This window comes from Pseudomonas palleroniana, from assembly GCF_022836895.1.
GTDB lineage: Bacteria > Pseudomonadota > Gammaproteobacteria > Pseudomonadales > Pseudomonadaceae > Aquipseudomonas > Aquipseudomonas palleroniana.
On record NZ_CP092411.1, the window covers coordinates 1403691 to 1419184 of the forward strand.

The 15494-nt window shown below is 59.4% G+C and carries 15 protein-coding genes; 5 read left to right on the forward strand and 10 right to left on the reverse strand.

What is annotated here, in order from left to right:
* Positions 1–263 precede the first annotated feature (263 nt).
* On the forward strand, positions 264–581 hold the full coding sequence (locus MJP36_RS06355) for a PA4575 family protein (RefSeq protein ID WP_060752295.1): 318 nt from the start codon (positions 264–266) through the stop codon (positions 579–581).
* Positions 582–586: 5 nt separating this feature from the next.
* Here MJP36_RS06355 and MJP36_RS06360 read toward each other — a convergent pair whose 3' ends face one another.
* The gene (locus MJP36_RS06360; protein WP_244385056.1) at positions 587–2410 is read right to left on the reverse strand and encodes a hypothetical protein; all 1824 of its coding nucleotides are present in this window, start codon (positions 2408–2410) and stop codon (positions 587–589) included.
* 162 nt (positions 2411–2572) lie between these two features.
* Between MJP36_RS06360 and MJP36_RS06365 the strand changes: the two genes are divergently transcribed.
* Complete coding sequence (locus MJP36_RS06365; RefSeq protein WP_060752294.1) at positions 2573–3061, forward strand: TIGR00645 family protein; 489 nt, start codon at positions 2573–2575, stop codon at positions 3059–3061.
* A 15-nt stretch (positions 3062–3076) separates the two neighbouring features.
* On the opposite strand, the gene MJP36_RS06370 is transcribed toward MJP36_RS06365, so the two are convergent.
* From MJP36_RS06370 to MJP36_RS06385, 4 genes are all read right to left on the reverse strand, one after another.
* Positions 3077–4516 (reverse strand): ArnT family glycosyltransferase, encoded by a 1440-nt coding sequence (locus MJP36_RS06370; RefSeq protein WP_244385057.1) that lies wholly within the window; start codon positions 4514–4516, stop codon positions 3077–3079.
* A gap of 129 nt (positions 4517–4645) precedes the next feature.
* Positions 4646–5671 (reverse strand): hypothetical protein, encoded by a 1026-nt coding sequence (locus tag MJP36_RS06375; protein WP_244385058.1) that lies wholly within the window; start codon positions 5669–5671, stop codon positions 4646–4648.
* Positions 5672–5745: 74 nt separating this feature from the next.
* Positions 5746–6573: a formate dehydrogenase accessory sulfurtransferase FdhD gene (fdhD, locus tag MJP36_RS06380; RefSeq protein WP_244385059.1), complete on the reverse strand. Its 828-nt coding sequence runs from the start codon at positions 6571–6573 to the stop codon at positions 5746–5748.
* A gap of 13 nt (positions 6574–6586) precedes the next feature.
* Positions 6587–7486: a LysR family transcriptional regulator gene (locus MJP36_RS06385; RefSeq protein ID WP_244385060.1), complete on the reverse strand. Its 900-nt coding sequence runs from the start codon at positions 7484–7486 to the stop codon at positions 6587–6589.
* Between the two features lie 283 nt (positions 7487–7769).
* Here MJP36_RS06385 and moaB point away from each other — a divergent pair, with 283 nt between their 5' ends.
* Together moaB and MJP36_RS06395 are read left to right on the forward strand one after the other, a co-directional pair.
* Positions 7770–8309, forward strand: coding sequence for a molybdenum cofactor biosynthesis protein B (gene moaB / locus MJP36_RS06390; RefSeq protein WP_090365737.1), 540 nt, complete (start codon positions 7770–7772; stop codon positions 8307–8309).
* Entirely contained in the window at positions 8306–9511 is a 1206-nt protein-coding gene (locus MJP36_RS06395) for a molybdopterin molybdotransferase MoeA (protein ID WP_205344954.1), read from the forward strand. Before moaB ends, MJP36_RS06395 begins: the two co-directional genes overlap by 4 nt.
* 3 nt (positions 9512–9514) lie before the next feature.
* Here MJP36_RS06395 and moaE read toward each other — a convergent pair whose 3' ends face one another.
* Genes moaE through moaA form a run of 5 tightly spaced genes read right to left on the reverse strand, consistent with a single transcriptional unit; the run spans position 9515 to position 12661 of the window.
* Positions 9515–9967, reverse strand: a complete 453-nt coding sequence (gene moaE, locus MJP36_RS06400; RefSeq protein WP_244385061.1) for a molybdopterin synthase catalytic subunit MoaE — start codon at positions 9965–9967, stop codon at positions 9515–9517.
* 3 nt (positions 9968–9970) lie between these two features.
* Entirely contained in the window at positions 9971–10222 is a 252-nt protein-coding gene (gene moaD / locus MJP36_RS06405) for a molybdopterin converting factor subunit 1 (RefSeq protein WP_244385062.1), read from the reverse strand.
* The gene (gene moaC, locus MJP36_RS06410) at positions 10222–10713 is read right to left on the reverse strand and encodes a cyclic pyranopterin monophosphate synthase MoaC (protein ID WP_090365744.1); all 492 of its coding nucleotides are present in this window, start codon (positions 10711–10713) and stop codon (positions 10222–10224) included. The genes moaD and moaC overlap by 1 nt, the downstream gene beginning before the upstream one ends.
* A gap of 13 nt (positions 10714–10726) precedes the next feature.
* Positions 10727–11626 carry a bestrophin family protein gene (locus MJP36_RS06415; protein ID WP_244385063.1) on the reverse strand — a complete coding sequence of 300 codons (900 nt, stop codon included), beginning with the start codon at positions 11624–11626 and terminating at the stop codon, positions 10727–10729.
* 36 nt (positions 11627–11662) lie between these two features.
* The gene (moaA, locus tag MJP36_RS06420) at positions 11663–12661 is read right to left on the reverse strand and encodes a GTP 3',8-cyclase MoaA (RefSeq protein ID WP_161548392.1); all 999 of its coding nucleotides are present in this window, start codon (positions 12659–12661) and stop codon (positions 11663–11665) included.
* Between the two features lie 434 nt (positions 12662–13095).
* Between moaA and MJP36_RS06425 the strand changes: the two genes are divergently transcribed.
* Entirely contained in the window at positions 13096–15420 is a 2325-nt protein-coding gene (locus tag MJP36_RS06425; protein ID WP_244385064.1) for an FdhF/YdeP family oxidoreductase, read from the forward strand.
* Positions 15421–15494 lie beyond the last annotated feature (74 nt).

Genomic DNA, 15494 nt, shown 5'->3' on the forward strand with positions numbered 1-15494 from the left:
GTAGGTCATCACTGAATAGGTTGACTGACACACCGCTATCGGGAGCAAGCCCCCTCCCACATTGGGTTGGCGGTGTATTTTTGGTGGGTGGCTAGCCAATAAATTGACACTTCTCGGAGAGGCATGCCCGTTGGTCCCTACAACCTTGGTTTGTTGTGGTTTTCCTCTATTCTCAACTTAAGGGATATCCACAGGAGTCGCAGGATAGAAACAGCCTCGCCATGTGCCTGAGGTTGAACACCGATCTACCGAGGGTCGCCGCCATGTCGCGCAACCTCAGCCTTACCCGCCAGTGCCTGGGCCTGGTCACCCGTATCGAATGCTCCATTCGTCCTCTGGCAGGGGATAACGGGATGTGGACGTTGTTGTTTGCCGCCGGAATGACCGGCGAACAGCCTTCCACCATCAAGTCCCAAGGCCCGTTTCATGGACCCTTCGTGGCAGAAACCATTCTTCAGTCGATTGTCGACAGCCTGACCCTGCACGGTTACGAGCAGGCGGACGATCCGCAGATCTGGTGCCTGCATATGCAGGCACACCTGCGACAGCTCAACGGTAGCCAGGAACGCCTGGCGCTGTAGCCAGGTTATTGGCTCTCAGGCTTGTCCAACTTGACCTCAAAGCCGTATTGCACGGTGCTCAGGTCGGTGCGCTGGTAGCTTTCCAGAGTGGTCGGTTGGCCATAGAAGTAATGCACGTCGAACATGGCCGTGCCGTATTCCTCTGCACGGTGGCTGACACCGAGGATTTCCTTGAGATAGTTGCCGCTGGCGTCCTTGGCGTAGAAGCGCCAGCTGTCGGAAGGGAACGCCTTCTGGTCGACGATCAGGGCGTTGTCTTTAAGCGTCAGGCCCTTGGGCAGTTTGGCGACGTCCATCGTGCTTTTCTCGATGTTCGCCAGGAACAACGGAATCGAGCCCACCACGTATGCCGGGGTTTCCGGGAACAGGTTGAGGTCGTAGGTGAGCGTGCCTCGCGCAGGGTCTAGCTCAAAGGCTTCGCTGGGCAGCTCGATGGGTTCGCCACGTTCGCCTTTTTCGTCCGCAGTGAAGAAGGTGATGGGCTCGTCGCTGCTGCTGTGGTCGTTGCCCACCAGTTCGTCATTGAAGGTGAAGGGGTGGTCAAACACGATCCTGGCGGCGCTGGCGTCGTCGGTCGACTGGCTGATCGTGATGCTTTTTTTCAGCTGGTCCTCGCTCATGCTTGCGTCTTTGAGCCAGCCGGCGGCGCTGTCGTCGTACACCGTGACGGGCATCGGCAAGGCTTGCACCGTATTCTGCAGGCTGTTCTTGTCGAAGCGCATCACCGGCAGGTCCAGGTCCTTATGCGTCAGTGTGGCTTTGGAAAAATCCAGGACGTTGACCTGTAGCGTGTCGATCAGGCCATTGAAATACACCTTGGCATAATGGCTGGTCTGATTGTGCTCAAAGGCTTTTTGCTCGTCGGTGAGCTGCTTCTCGAAAGCATCGGACCACGCCTTCTGCTTGCGCATCTCGGCCAACTGCTGCTCATAAAACGCCACTTGCGCGGCACTTTCGTTGATTGAGCCCGAACGTGTCAGAAACTGCCCGGTGCTGTCGCGTGCCTGCACCAGCAACGGGTTAGGCGAGTCGTCGCCGACTTCGGCGGCCAGGGGCTCGCTGTTGGTCAGCTCGATCTCGGCGTAGTTTTTTTCAAGCAACACCAGGTTGAGGGTGATGTTGCCTTCGGTGCGCTTGCGGCCCACGTCCTTTTTTGACAAGTCAAAGGTCAGCACCTTGCCCGGTGCCACCACGTCAACCGTGCCTTTGAGGCTGACCGGTTGGGGCTGGCTCTTGTTGTCCGTCTCGATCCCTTCGATAAACGGGTAGCTCACCGTCAGGTCGTCGGGGTTGGTCAGGTTGGAGCTGCTCGGGCTCAGTTGAATGCCGGGATCGGTTTCCGACCATTCCGGTTGGAAGGGGATCACCTTGTTGTTGCTCAACGTCACCGACTGCCATTCCAGGCTGTGAGGGAAGGGGAACTGGTCGGGGCTGTTGAAGCTGAACGGGAAGACCGGCTGCAAATCCGTGAGGTAGTCGGAATGGGAGGTCTTGCGCAGTACGAACAGGCCGTTGATGTAGGTGTCCACCAAGGCTTGGGGCGTGGGGTAATGCTTGAGCAAGGCCAGCGTGTCTTCGCCGTATTCGGCTTCGATCGGCTTGTTGGCGAGCTTGACGCGGGCCCGTTCCAGCAGCAGCAACGAACCGCCAAGGTCGGCGATGGCGTCCCGCAGCTTGGGGTCCTGGATGCTGTCCAGCGACTGTTCGAATTTTGCGGTTTTCTCTTCGAGGGTCGCCTGTTTCTGCTCTTCTTTGGGTGAGCAGCCGCTGGCTATCAGCAACGCCGCACACAGGCCGAGGCTGGCCAAAGGGGATCGCACATCCATCATCTGAGTCTTCCTGTCCGACATCATCGAGCCGAGTTCATGGGCTCGACACTAGCAGAAAAAATCTCTTACAGATGCCACCTGGGTCAGTTTTCTCGCGGTGACAGCGATCAGGTAGCGGCTGGTATACTCGCGGCCATTTTTAGCCAAGCTGTGTGAGATCCAATGGAACGTTTTATCGAAAATGCTATGTACGCTTCGCGCTGGCTGCTGGCGCCCATCTATTTCGGCTTGTCCCTGGGGTTGCTGGCGCTGGCGTTGAAGTTCTTCCAGGAAGTGGTGCACCTGCTGCCGAGCGTGTTCTCGATGGCCGAGTCCGACTTGATCCTGGTGCTGCTGTCGTTGATCGACATGGCCCTGGTTGGCGGCTTGCTGGTGATGGTGATGATTTCCGGCTACGAGAACTTCGTCTCGCAGCTGGATATCGATGAGAACAAGGAAAAGCTCAACTGGCTGGGCACCATGGACTCCTCCTCGCTGAAGATGAAAGTGGCGGCGTCCATCGTGGCGATTTCTTCCATCCACTTGTTGCGCATCTTCATGGACGCCAAGAACGTCGACCCACAACACCTGATGTGGTACGTGATCATCCACATGACCTTCGTGATCTCGGCGTTCGCCATGGGTTACCTGGACAAGGTCACCAAGCACTGATGACCCGCGCCGGTCTTACTGCTCCGCGAAGTAGTAAGGCTGGCGGCCGATTGCCATCTGCTTGATCACCGTGACCTTTTCATTCAGTCGGTCGGTGTGATCCATCAGCGCCACGTTACCCGGTTTGGCCGTGAGGAAGGCGCGCAACTCGGCTTCGGTTTGCAGGATGGGCACGTACGCTTGCATGTAGAACACCCCGGCACCGAAGATCCGTTCGTTAGGTTGGAATATTGCGACTTCCCGGCCTTCTGCCTGCAGTGCCTGGAGCTGGCTGATCACCGGCACGAATGACTCCACGGCGTCCGCCTTGGGCGCGAACCAGAATGCAGCGCTCATATAGCAGGCAATGAGCACGCCGAATACGCCGCCGATCACCTGGCGGTGGTAGCGGTACACGCCAGGCTTGCGCTCTTTCAAGCGTTCCAGCAGCACCCGCCCGTATTCGGCTGCGAGTACGGCCGCGGCCGGTGTGAGCGACATCAGGTACACGGTGCGCTTGCTGGAGGCCAGGGTCAGCAGGGTGAATTGCGCCAACAGCCACACGCTGAAAAACAGACGGTAGCGATTGCGCATCAGGCTTTTGCGAAAGTGCCACAGGCCCAGGTACACCAGGATGTTCCAGGGCAAAAACGCTTCGGGCAATTTCGCGAGGTAGTAGTAGAACGGCTCGTAATGCCCGGCTTCCACAAATGAACCGCTGAAGCGCCCGACGCTGTTGGTCCACAGCACCTCACCGACCGCCTGCATCCCGCCACGCTGGTAAAGAAACCCCAGCCAGATCAGCAGCGGTACCAACGCCAACAGCGTAAACAGCGCCGGCTTGAGCCAATCGCCGATGCGCAAGCGCTTGTCCATCACGCTGGTCGCGGCCAGGTACACGAAGATCACGATGCCCGGCATCGCCAGGCCCAGCACACCCTTGCTCAGGGTGGCGATGACCATGCCCAGCGTAAACAGTGCCCAGGCCCACGTGTTGGAGCCCTGGCGATCGGACTCGGGCCGCATCGCCTGGTAGAACGCCAGCAGCGCGGTGGTCACACCGAGGCTGAGCAATGAGTCTTCACCCACGCCGCGCACATTGCCCCAGTAGCTGGCCATGGTCGCCAGGATCAACGCGGCGCAGAACGCCAGCGACTTGGGCCGGCCAAACTTGCGCAGCATGCCGTAGAACAGCATCACGCTGAACAAGCCGGCAAACGCCGAAGCCAGGCGCACCGCCCAGGTCGACGCGCCAAACAGGTGAATGGCGCCGGCATCCAGCCAGAGGCTCAGGGGCGGTTTTTCCAGGAAGGGTTCGCGAAACAGGCGCGGGATCACCCAGTCATTGTCCAGGTGCATGGCCATGGCGATCCCGGCGACGCGGGCTTCGGTGGAGCCTTGCAGCTCATGGCCGCCAAGGGCGCAGAAAAATAACAGTCCAGCGAGAAGAAGCAGCAGAGAGGCGGGGCGCGTCATGGAATCTGGCTACCGGAAAAGGGGACCGATCGGGGGATCGGTCCTGGGCGATCCAGCAGTATACGAAAGCGATTCTTAATATTTGGTGAATCAATGTGGGGTTTTTGTAAGGCTGGCCGAGCTTGCCGTTCAGGGCTGTTTCAAGCGGGGCAACGCCGCTTTGCCTGCCTCGGTCAGCACCGGTGTCAATTGCTCCCAGGTGAAATTCAGCTCGTTATCGCAACCGTCACCCGTGGCGCGCGTCGCGAGCTGCAAGCCTTGGGTGTTGAAGCTCAGGTCGAAGGTGGAGTAGCTGGTGATCGCCGGGCAGTCTTCGTCGGTGCTGGTCTGCCCGGCTAGCCATTGGCTGAATTTGGCCGGCAGCTTCACGTGCCCGGCGTAGGCGTCATACCACTCCTGGCGCCCGCCAAGCCATGCCCAGGGATCGACGCTTTCACCGGTTTGCAGATCCCATGAGTGCAGGCCCCAGCTGATGCCGCCGGCGCCGGTGCCTGCGGCCCATCGGTAAAACCTGACGGTCATGAATTGAGATGACCAATACGTGGGCGCCACTTCAATTTCGCTGGTGTAGGCCGAGCCGTTGCGGCCCAGGTACTCGCGCCGCTCCTGCAAATACTCCTTCTGATCATCGTCGCTCACGGCCAGGGCCGCGAGTTGCTGGTTGATCTTCTGGATGGCCGGGCCATTGCCCTCGAGCTTGAGCGTGACCTGGGCGCCTTGGGTCTTGAGCTGATAGCGGTGCTCGCCAAAGGTTTTCTTCTCGGTCTTGATCGGTAGCGGCGCGGCTTCCATGGGCGCGTTGTAGGCGTCGCTGCCACAGCCTTGCGTGTCGACGCGTTGCAGGTTGAGTGGCAGCGGTGTGCCGCCCGGGGTTTTGCTCCAGGCGCCTGAAAGCGTATCGCCTTGCGGGGGTTGCAACGCCCAGAAACCGGTATTTCCGGCTTCCACCCAGGGCGCGTTGTCGCTGGCTTGAGTCAGCTGGATCGGTGTGAGGATGCGCTGATAGTAATAACTGCCGTGCTCGCCATCGGCGCCGTTGAAACAGGCGACGATGGCGGATTTGCCCAGGGTGCCTTTCCACACCCCGGCCAGGTCGGCGGCGCTGGTCAACAAAGGCGTACAGGCAAGGGCAATGACGGCGAGGGGCTTGAGCACGGGTATCTGACTTCCGGTTGTCTGATAAAGGCCGTCAGGGTAATGCGTCGTGGGGCCGGATTCCAGCCGTCCTTTCAGGCCGGGCTGTAGATCCGTGGTGCGCTTCGATGCGGTACGTGGATCAGGTTGAGCTGGTGTTTGCGTGCCCATTGCACCGTCAGGCTGGTGGGCGCCGACAAACTGACCAAGGTGCCCAGCCCAGCCCTCACGGCCTTGTGAATAAGCTCCAGGCTGCAACGACTGGTGACGACCGTGAACCCACTGCGCGCATCGACCTGTGCCTGTTGCATCGCGCCGATCAATTTATCCAGTGCGTTATGCCGGCCAATGTCTTCACGGCAGAACAAGGCTGAGCCGTCAGCGTCGAAGTGCAGCGCCGCATGCAGGGCGCCGGTACTTTTCCCCATGACCTGAGCGGCGTCGATACGCTCACGCAAACCCTTGAGGTGGTGCGCGGGCGGCAGGGGCGCCGGTTGCAGGATGTCCAGTTGGGGCAGTGCCTGTTCCAGCGCCTCCACGCCGCACAACCCGCAGCCGCTGGTGCCCGCCATCTGCCGCCGGTGATCTTTCAGCGCCCAGAACGCCCGACTGGAGATGTTGACGTCTGCCTGGCAGGCCTGATCAAAATGCGTGAGCTGGATATCGTAGATTTCACCCTGGTTGTCGATGATCCCATTGCTCACGCTGAAGCCGCGGATGAAGTCCTCGATGTCGCCAGGTGAAACCATCATCACCGCCTGGCTCAAGCCGTTGTAACTGATGGCCAGCGCGATTTCCGCCGCCAGCGCCGCCTCGGCGACCTGCGCGCCTTCGTCATACTCCCGATAGGCAACGTTGCGTGGCTGCGGTGCCGGTGCATTGGCATCGCCTGCTTCAGCGGCGTGTTCGACTCGGCAAATCATGGGCAAACCTCCGTTACTCGCCTGCGCCCTTGGCGGTGAGCAGTTTCCTGGCTTCGGCAAAACATTTTTCGGCGATGGCCGAGCGCGGCTCGGTCTTGCGCATGACCATGCCCAACGGCGCGAGCACACTGGCATCGGGCAGGTTGATAAACGCCAGATTCTCGATAGGGCTTTCCAGGCCGCTGTCCAACGGCATGATCGCACAGCAAAAACCTTCGTGGATCGCCTGGAACAACTGATAGGTCGAATCGCTCTCGAGGATGGGCTGGGGGTCGAGACCGCGACTGCGGAAACTCAGGTCAATCGACTTACGATAGTGCATGCCATTGCTGATCATCCCCAGGGGCAACTCGGCGGCGTCTTCCCAACTCATCTCGGTGCCTTCGAAATGAAAGTGCCGGGTGTCGTACAACAGCCCGACGCGGGTCTCACCCAGCTCGAAAAAGTCCAGGTAATTGGGGTTCACGTGCTCCAGGTAGCACACGCCCAGGTCCAGTTGGTTGGTGCCCAAGGCTTCGATGATCTTGTCCGAACTCATGGACGACAGGCTGAACTTGAGTTCGGGAAACGACTGAGACAGACCCTGGATGTAACTGATCGGGTTGAACCCGCTAAGCGGCACCAGGCCCAGGCGCAAGTTACCGACCAACTGACCACGACACGCCGCCGCTTCGGCGAACAACCCATCATGCGCGGCCAGCAAGGTCCTGGCCCACGCCAACACACGCTCCCCTGCTTCGGTGAAGCCTTCGAAGCGCTGGCCACGGGTAACCAGCTCCAGGCCCAACTCATCTTCCAGATTGCGCAAGCGCATCGACAGCGTCGGTTGCGTGATATGGCAGCGCGCGGCCGCCTGGCCGAAGTGGCGGGTCTGCTCCAGTGCGATTAGGAATTTGAGTTGCTTTATGTCCATTAAGGCGCCTGCTTGGGTAAGTAAGAGGTCGTTATGAGTGCCAGTGTCTGAAGCTTGCAAAGCGCAGCGAGCGAGAGAGCAGACCATCTCATTGTAAGGCCCGTGCGTCCAATCGCCTGTATTGAAGGCGTGATCGATTCGCTCGATAACCGAAGAATTCATTGCAGGAAAACCAGTGATAGAAACGCTCGATAACTCAGTCAGCCGTAACGATTAGACAGCCTTGGTTTGAGCGCCTTAGCCTCAAGCAAATGGTTTTGTTAAAAGTCTGCCGGAGGGTCCCATGAGCGTAACGTCGGATGCGTTGTTCGTACCGTTGAATATTGCAGTGTTAACCGTCAGTGATACCCGGGAATATGCCAACGATACTTCCGGGCAATTGCTGGTCAGTCGCCTGTTGGAAGCGGGGCACAGCCTCAGTGAACGCAACCTGCTCAAGGATGACCTCTACAAGATCCGCGCACAGGTTGCGACCTGGATCGCCAGCGAGCAGGTTCAGGTGGTGTTGATTACTGGCGGCACCGGCTTCACCGGCCGCGACAGTACACCCGAGGCGGTGAGCTGCTTGTTGGATAAGCAGATTGAGGGCTTCGGTGAGTTGTTCCGCGCAATCTCCATTCTCGATATCGGCACCTCCACAGTACAAAGCCGCGCCTTGGCCGGGCTGGCCAACGGAACGTTGGTGTGTTGCCTGCCGGGTTCCACGGGGGCCTGCCGCACCGCGTGGGAAGGCATCCTTGCCGAGCAGCTCGATGCCCGCCACCGGCCGTGCAATTTTGTGCCACACCTCAAGCCCGTGGCGCTGTGCGGGACGCGAGGATGAAGGGGGCGCCGTTGATGTCAGTGGAGGCGGCCATTGCGTCACTGCTGGCTATGGCGCAGGAGCACTGCCTGCAAGACAGCGAGTCGGTTGCCCTGAGTGATGCACGGCAACGGGTGCTGGCCAGTGACCTGGTTGCGACCCTGGACCTGCCGCTGTGGCCAAACAGCGCCATGGACGGCTACGCCCTGAATCTCGGCGATTGGCAGGGTGAGCCGCTGGCGGTATCGCAACAGATCTTCGCCGGTGTTGCGCCCCAGGCCCTGCTGCCTGGCACCTGTGCGCGCATCTTCACTGGCGCACCGCTGCCCGAAGGCGCCAATTGCATCGAGATGCAAGAAAACGTCGAGGTGCTGCAGGGCGGTCGTGTGCGTTTTAGGCAGCCGCTGCGCGTGGGGCAGAATATTCGCCCCCGAGGCCAGGAGAACAAAGCGGGCGAGGTGTTGCTCAACGCCGGTAAGCGCCTCGGGCCTTTCGAACTGGCCATCGCGGCGGCACAGGGTTGCACGCATGTGCCGGTGGTGCGCCGGCCACGGGTGGCGCTGCTGTCTACGGGCAACGAACTGGTGGAGCCGGGGGCGCCCCTCCGGCCGGGCGGTATCTACAATAGCAATCGCACGTTGCTCAGCCATTGGTTGAGCGAATTGGGGTGTGAAGTGATCGATGGCGGCATTCTTCCTGACGAGCCGCAACTTACCCGGCTCAAACTGGAACAATTGCCGCCTGCCACCGACCTGATCCTGACCACCGGCGGCGTCTCTGCCGGCGATGCCGATTACCTTGGCCAAGTGCTGCGCGAGTGCGGTAAGCCGTTATTCTGGAAACTCTCGATCAAACCGGGCAAACCGCTGACCGTGGGCTATTTCGGTAATGTGCCGGTCATCGGCCTGCCCGGTAATCCGACCTCGGCACTAGTCACATTCGGTCTGTTGGCGCGGGCTTACTTGCTGCGTATCCAGGGTGTCGAAGACGTCACACCCCTGAGCTTTGCGGTCAGCGTAGGGTTTGACTGGCCGAAAGCTGGCAACCGCCGCGAATTCCTGCGCGCCAGGCTGGAGCACGGGCAGGCCGTGCTGTATCCGAACCAGAGTTCAGGTGTGCTGTTGGGGGCCTCTTGGGCGGATGGGCTGGTGGAAATCCCCGAGGGCTGCACCCTGCGCTCCGGCGACACGGCGCGTTTCATTCCGTTCTGCGATTTGTTCTGAGGCTTATGCATCCCAGCGCTTGGCTGCCTGCTGATCACTTTCCCGGCCTTCTACCCAGCGTTCACCGGCCGGCGTCTGTTCACGTTTCCAGAAGGGCGCTCGGGTCTTCAGGGCATCCATCAGGAACGCGCAGGCGTCGAAGGCCGCCTGGCGGTGTTCGCTGGCAACGCCGACAAACACGATGGGTTCGCCCACCTTCAACGCCCCCACGCGGTGCACGACGGTTACCCGCTGCAAGGGCCAGCGTGCCTGGGATTGATCGACGATCCGTTGCAAGGAGCGCTCGGTCATCCCTGGGTAATGCTCCAGGAATAACTCGCTAACCTGATCTCCTTGGTTGATATCGCGGACGTACCCCACAAACGTGGCGACGGCGCCCACGCCCGTGTCGCCGGCGTGGACGCTGCGGGTCAGTTCGTCGAGGTCAAACAGCGCGGTCTGAACGTGAACCGACATGGCTCAGCCTCCTGTCACTGGAGGGAAGAACGCGACTTCGTCGAAGTCCTCTATCACCGCGGCGGGCGTACACAGTTCATGGTTCAGCGCACACATCAGGCTGCTTTCTCCAAGCACCTGCTGCCAGATCGGGCCTCTGGCGCACAACTGCTGTCTCACGTCTTCAATCGTGCGCAACGAGCTGTCCAGCGCAATCTTCTCACCGCCTGTCCCCAACTGATCCCGATAGCGCGCAAAGTAGCTGATCAGAATCATCAGGCGTCTCCAGCGATAAAGGTGCCCGACTTTCCACCTTGTTTTTTGAGCAATTGGATCTGATCGATGATCATCCCGCGATCCACGGCCTTGCACATGTCATAGAGGGTCAATGCCGCCACGCTCGCGGCGGTCAGGGCTTCCAGCTCGACGCCGGTCTGGCCGTTGAGCCGGCAGGTACTGACGATTTTCACGCGGTCGGGTTCGACGGCGCTCAGTTCAAGGTGGATCGAACTGAGTAGCAACGGATGGCAGAGCGGGATCAGTTCGTGGGTTTTCTTTGCCGCCATGATTCCGGCGATACGCGCGACCGCAAACACGTCGCCCTTGGGGTGCCCATGATGCTGGATCAGGCGCAATGTCGACGGCTGCATACGCACCCAGGCCTGGGCTTGCGCTTCACGCGTGGTTGCAGCTTTGTCCGTGACGTCGACCATGCTGGCCCGCCCTGCGGCGTCCAGGTGCGTCAATGTAGAGGAGCTTTGGTTCATGAGTGACCTCGGATCAGTTCAAGATAAAGTCGATGGGTTGAAGCACTGCGGGCAGCTCCGTCGCGCCGTTGGCATGAAGGATTTCGCGTTCGACGGTGCGCACGATCGCATCGGTCGGCAGATCGTTTTCGTCGTAGCCGAACGGGTCTTCCAACTCATCGCCAATCGCGTCCAGGCCGAAAAATGTGTAGCTCACGATCGCCGTGAATAGCGGCGTCAGCCAACCCAATGGCTCGGCCATGGCGAAGGGCAGCAAGATGCAAAACATGTAGCTGGTGCGGTGCAGCAAGAGTGTGTAGGGGAAGGGCAACGGGGTATTTTTGATGCGCTCACACATCGTCTGCGTCCGGGTCAGGTTGCTCAAATGGCCGGCCATCAGTTGATAGCGCCATTCACTGATGGCGCCTGATACGGCCAGCGCTGAGCACTGTTGGGTGACGCGGCTGAGGATGCTTTCCGGGATATTGGGGGTGCCGGGCAACGGCAGCCTGTCCAGCCAGATCTCTGCCACGCCTGACTCGTCCTCGTGGCGCAACCTGGCGTTCAAGGCGTGGGCGAACCCGCACAGGTTGCGCAGGATGGCGCTGCGCTGGTGCGCATCCTCGATAACCTGGGTTTCCCGGATCATGGCGCGTATATCCATCACCATGGCGCCAAGCGCTTTGCGCCCTTCGTACCAGCGGTCATAACAGGCGTTGTTGCGAAAACTCATGAAGATCGAGAGCGACAAGCCCAGCAATGTGAAGGGCGTGGCATTGACCTTGGAGAAATACGCCGGGTGAAGGGTTTCGATCAGCACAATTGCCGAGGCCAATAGGGTTACCAGCAGGCTGCGCAGCGCAATGCGCCTGGCCACGGAACCCTTGAGTGAAATCAATATGCCGATCAGGTTGGGTTGGGCTCTGACGATCATGGGCAACAGCCTCCAGCAAAGGGGAGATCAGAACGGCTAGCCGCCCGTCATGTTCATGAAACGGACAACCTGCACGTCATCGTTGAGCTCGAAATTGTGCCGATAGGGTTTGATCTTCATCGCCTCGGTGATCGCGTTTTCCAGGCGTTTCGGTTCACCCGGATAGCGGCGCAATACCGCCTTGAGATCGACCGAGTGCTCGTTGCCCAGGCACAACAGCAGGCGGCCCTCAACGGTCAACCGCACGCGGTTGCACGTACCGCAAAAGTTGTGGCTGTGGGGCGAAATAAAGCCCAGGCGAATAGTCGGGGCCTCGGCCAGACGCCAGTAGCGTGAGGGGCCTTGGGTCGACTCTGCGGAGTCGATCAGTGTGTAGCGCTCGGCGATACGCTCACGTACCTGCGCGCTGGAGTAGAACGCCTCGGCACGGCTGTGTTCGCTGATGACGCCCAAGGGCATTTCTTCAATAAACGAAATATCCAAACCACGGTCGATGGCGAACGCTACAAGGTCATTGATCTCATGATCGTTGCGTCCTTTCATCACCACGCAATTGAGTTTGGTGCGTTGAAAGCCCGCAGCATTCGCAGCGTCGATTCCGGCGATGACGGTGGCCAGGTTGCCCGTGCGCGTCAGCTCACGAAAGCGCTGGGGGTCAAGGCTATCGAGGCTGATGTTCAAACGTTTCAGGCCCGCCTCGAACAGCGGTGCTGCCAGCTTGCCCAACTGCGAGCCGTTGGTGGTCATGCACAACTCGCGCAAGCCCGGGAGTGCGGCGATGCGCTTGCACCATTCAACGACGCCGGGACGAATCAACGGCTCTCCGCCGGTCAGGCGAATTTTCCGCGTGCCCAGCGCCACAAAACGTTCGGCCAGTTGATAAAGCTCTTCCAGCGTCAAAACGCGTTGGCGCGGCAGGAACTCCATGTCTTCGGCCATGCAATAGACACAGCGGAAATCGCAGCGGTCGGTCACCGACATCCTGAGGTAGTCAACCTGACGAGAAAAACGGTCCGTCAAAATCGGCGCGGTCATTAAAACCTCCGGCAGCGACTCAGTGCATATACGCACTGTATGAGTGTTGGGGGTGTAAGTAAGTGAATCTTTGAGTGGAGGCTAAAGTTGTTTTTTATCGCCGTCTAATCACTATTAACAACTGGATGATCGAGGGAATCTATGAGGGGTTAATTGGGCTTTTTTTGCGAATTTTAATTAAATAAGCTATTGAAAATTAAAAATAATTTCCTTGATAGATTGTCTCGATTGTTTGGTCATTATTTGTGATTAGACAGGTTGTTTGCGCGCGACATAGTCTGAAAGCGTAACCCGATAGCAAGCCCGTGGAACAGGCCGGTGCGAACCATGTTGGACAAGTTTCAAATAGGTTTGCGTTCCGCACCGGCTGAAAAACAATCATCAATAATGGCTTTCAGTTAGGCCGTCTATGCGTGAAGTCTTGGAGAAAAATCATGAGCGAAGTTGAGCGTTATAAACCGTATAAGGGGGCGGCCGCAGGTTGGGGCGCGCTGATTGCGGTGACGAAAAACTGGCTGGGCAGTGAAAACGCCTTCAAGAACATCCGCGCGATGCTCAAGACCAACCAGAATGGCGGCTTTGACTGCCCAGGTTGTGCCTGGGGCGAGTCGCCGGAAAACGGTATGGTCAAGTTCTGCGAGAACGGCGCGAAGGCAGTCAACTGGGAGGCCACCGGGCGCCTGGTCAACCCGGCATTCTTCAATAAATACACGGTGTCGTCGCTGGCGGCGCAAAGTGATTATTGGCTCGAGTACCAAGGGCGCCTGACTCACCCCATGCGTTATGACGACTCGCTGGATCGTTATGTCGAAACCACTTGGGACGACGCCTTTGCCCTGATCGCCAAGCACCTGAAACAGCTGGAGTCGCCGGACCAGGCAGAGTTCTATACCTCGGGACGCGCCAGTAACGAAGCCGCTTATCTCTATCAGTTGTTCGTTCGTGCCTATGGCACCAACAACTTTCCCGACTGCTCGAACATGTGCCACGAAGCCAGCGGCCTGGGCATGGACGACAGCGTCGGCGTGGGTAAAGGCACGGTGACGTTTGAAGACCTGGGGGAAGCCGACGCGATCTTTGTTATCGGGCAGAACCCCGGCACTAACCACCCACGCATGCTCGAGCCATTGCGCGAGGCGGTGAAGCGCGGTGCCCAGGTGATTTGCTTCAACCCGCTTAAAGAGCGTGGGCTGGAGCGTTTCCAGCATCCCCAGCACCCGCTTGAGATGCTCACCAACGGCTCCGAACCTACCTCGTCGGCATACTTTCGTCCGGCACTGGGCGGCGACATGGCGGCCTTTCGTGGTATCGCCAAGTTTTTGCTGAAGTGGGAGCGCGAGGCCCTGGAAAACAATGGCGAGGCGGTATTCGACCGCGCCTTCATCGCCGAACACACCTCGGGTCTGAACAGCTACCTGGAACAAGTGGACGCGACCTCGTGGGAGCACATCGTCGAGCAATCCGGCCTGAGCCTTGAGGAGATCGAACTGGCCGCGCGCATGTATCGCCGTGCCAAACGCGTGATCATGTGCTGGGCGATGGGGGTGACCCAGCACAAACACTCCGTAGTCACTGTGCAGGAAATCATCAACGTGCAGTTGTTGCGCGGCAATATCGGACGGCCAGGGGCCGGGCTGTCGCCGGTACGTGGGCACAGTAATGTGCAAGGCGACCGTACCATGGGTATCAACGAACTGGCGCCACCGGAACTGATCAATGCACTGGAGGCACGCTTTAACTTCCAGGTGCCGCGTCACCATGGCCACAACACAGTGATGGCGATTGCCGCCATGGAGGAGGGGCGTTCCAAAGTGTTCATCGGCCTGGGCGGCAACTTCGCGCAAGCGACGCCAGATAGTCCACGCACCCATGAGGCACTGCGCAACTGTGACCTGACCGTGCATATCTCCACCAAACTCAATCGCAGCCATTTGGTGACGGGCCGCGAAGCCTTGATCCTGCCGTGCCTGGGTCGCACCGATATTGATATGCAGGAAGAGGGCCCGCAGGGCGTGACGGTGGAAGACACCTTCAGCATGGTGCACATTTCCCACGGCCAACTGAAACCCAAGTCATCTTTGATGCGCTCGGAACCCGCGATTATCGCTGGGATCGCCAATGCGACCTTGGGGAAACACCCGATCGACTGGCTGTGGGCGGTGGCCGACTACTCGCGCATCCGCGACCTGATCGCCGACACCATTCCTGGTTTCAAGGACTTCAACAAGAAACTGCTGCACCCAGGTGGTTTTCACTTGGGCAACAACGCCGCTCAGCGCATCTGGAAAACCGCCAGTGGGAAAGCCCAGTTTGCCTCCAGTGTGCTGCCCGCACACCTGGTCAGCGAAGGCGTGCGTGACCTTGATGTAAAACCGGACCTGATCCTGCAAACCATGCGCTCCCACGATCAATACAACACCACGTTGTACGGGCTTGATGACCGTTATCGCGGTGTTTATGGCATGCGCGATGTGGTGTTCGTCAACGAGCAGGACATTCGCAAGCTGGGTTACGAGCCTGGGCAGAAGGTCGACATGGTTTCGCTCTGGGGGGATGGCTTGGAGCGTCGAGTCAGTGGTTTTACCTTGATTGCCTACGATATCCCGCCTGGCCAGGCGGCGGCCTATTACCCGGAGACCAACCCTCTGGTGCCGCTGGAGAGCTACGGCGACCGCACCTATACCCCGACGTCGAAGTTCATCGCGATCCGCCTTGAGCCCGCGCCGGCCAGCAACCTGATTCAGTCTATCGGCGCATGAGCCGGGCCGGGGCGGCCTCGGCGCCGCTCCGGGTTTTGCTGATCACCAGACATCTGTTCGCTGCGGGCCGCGAG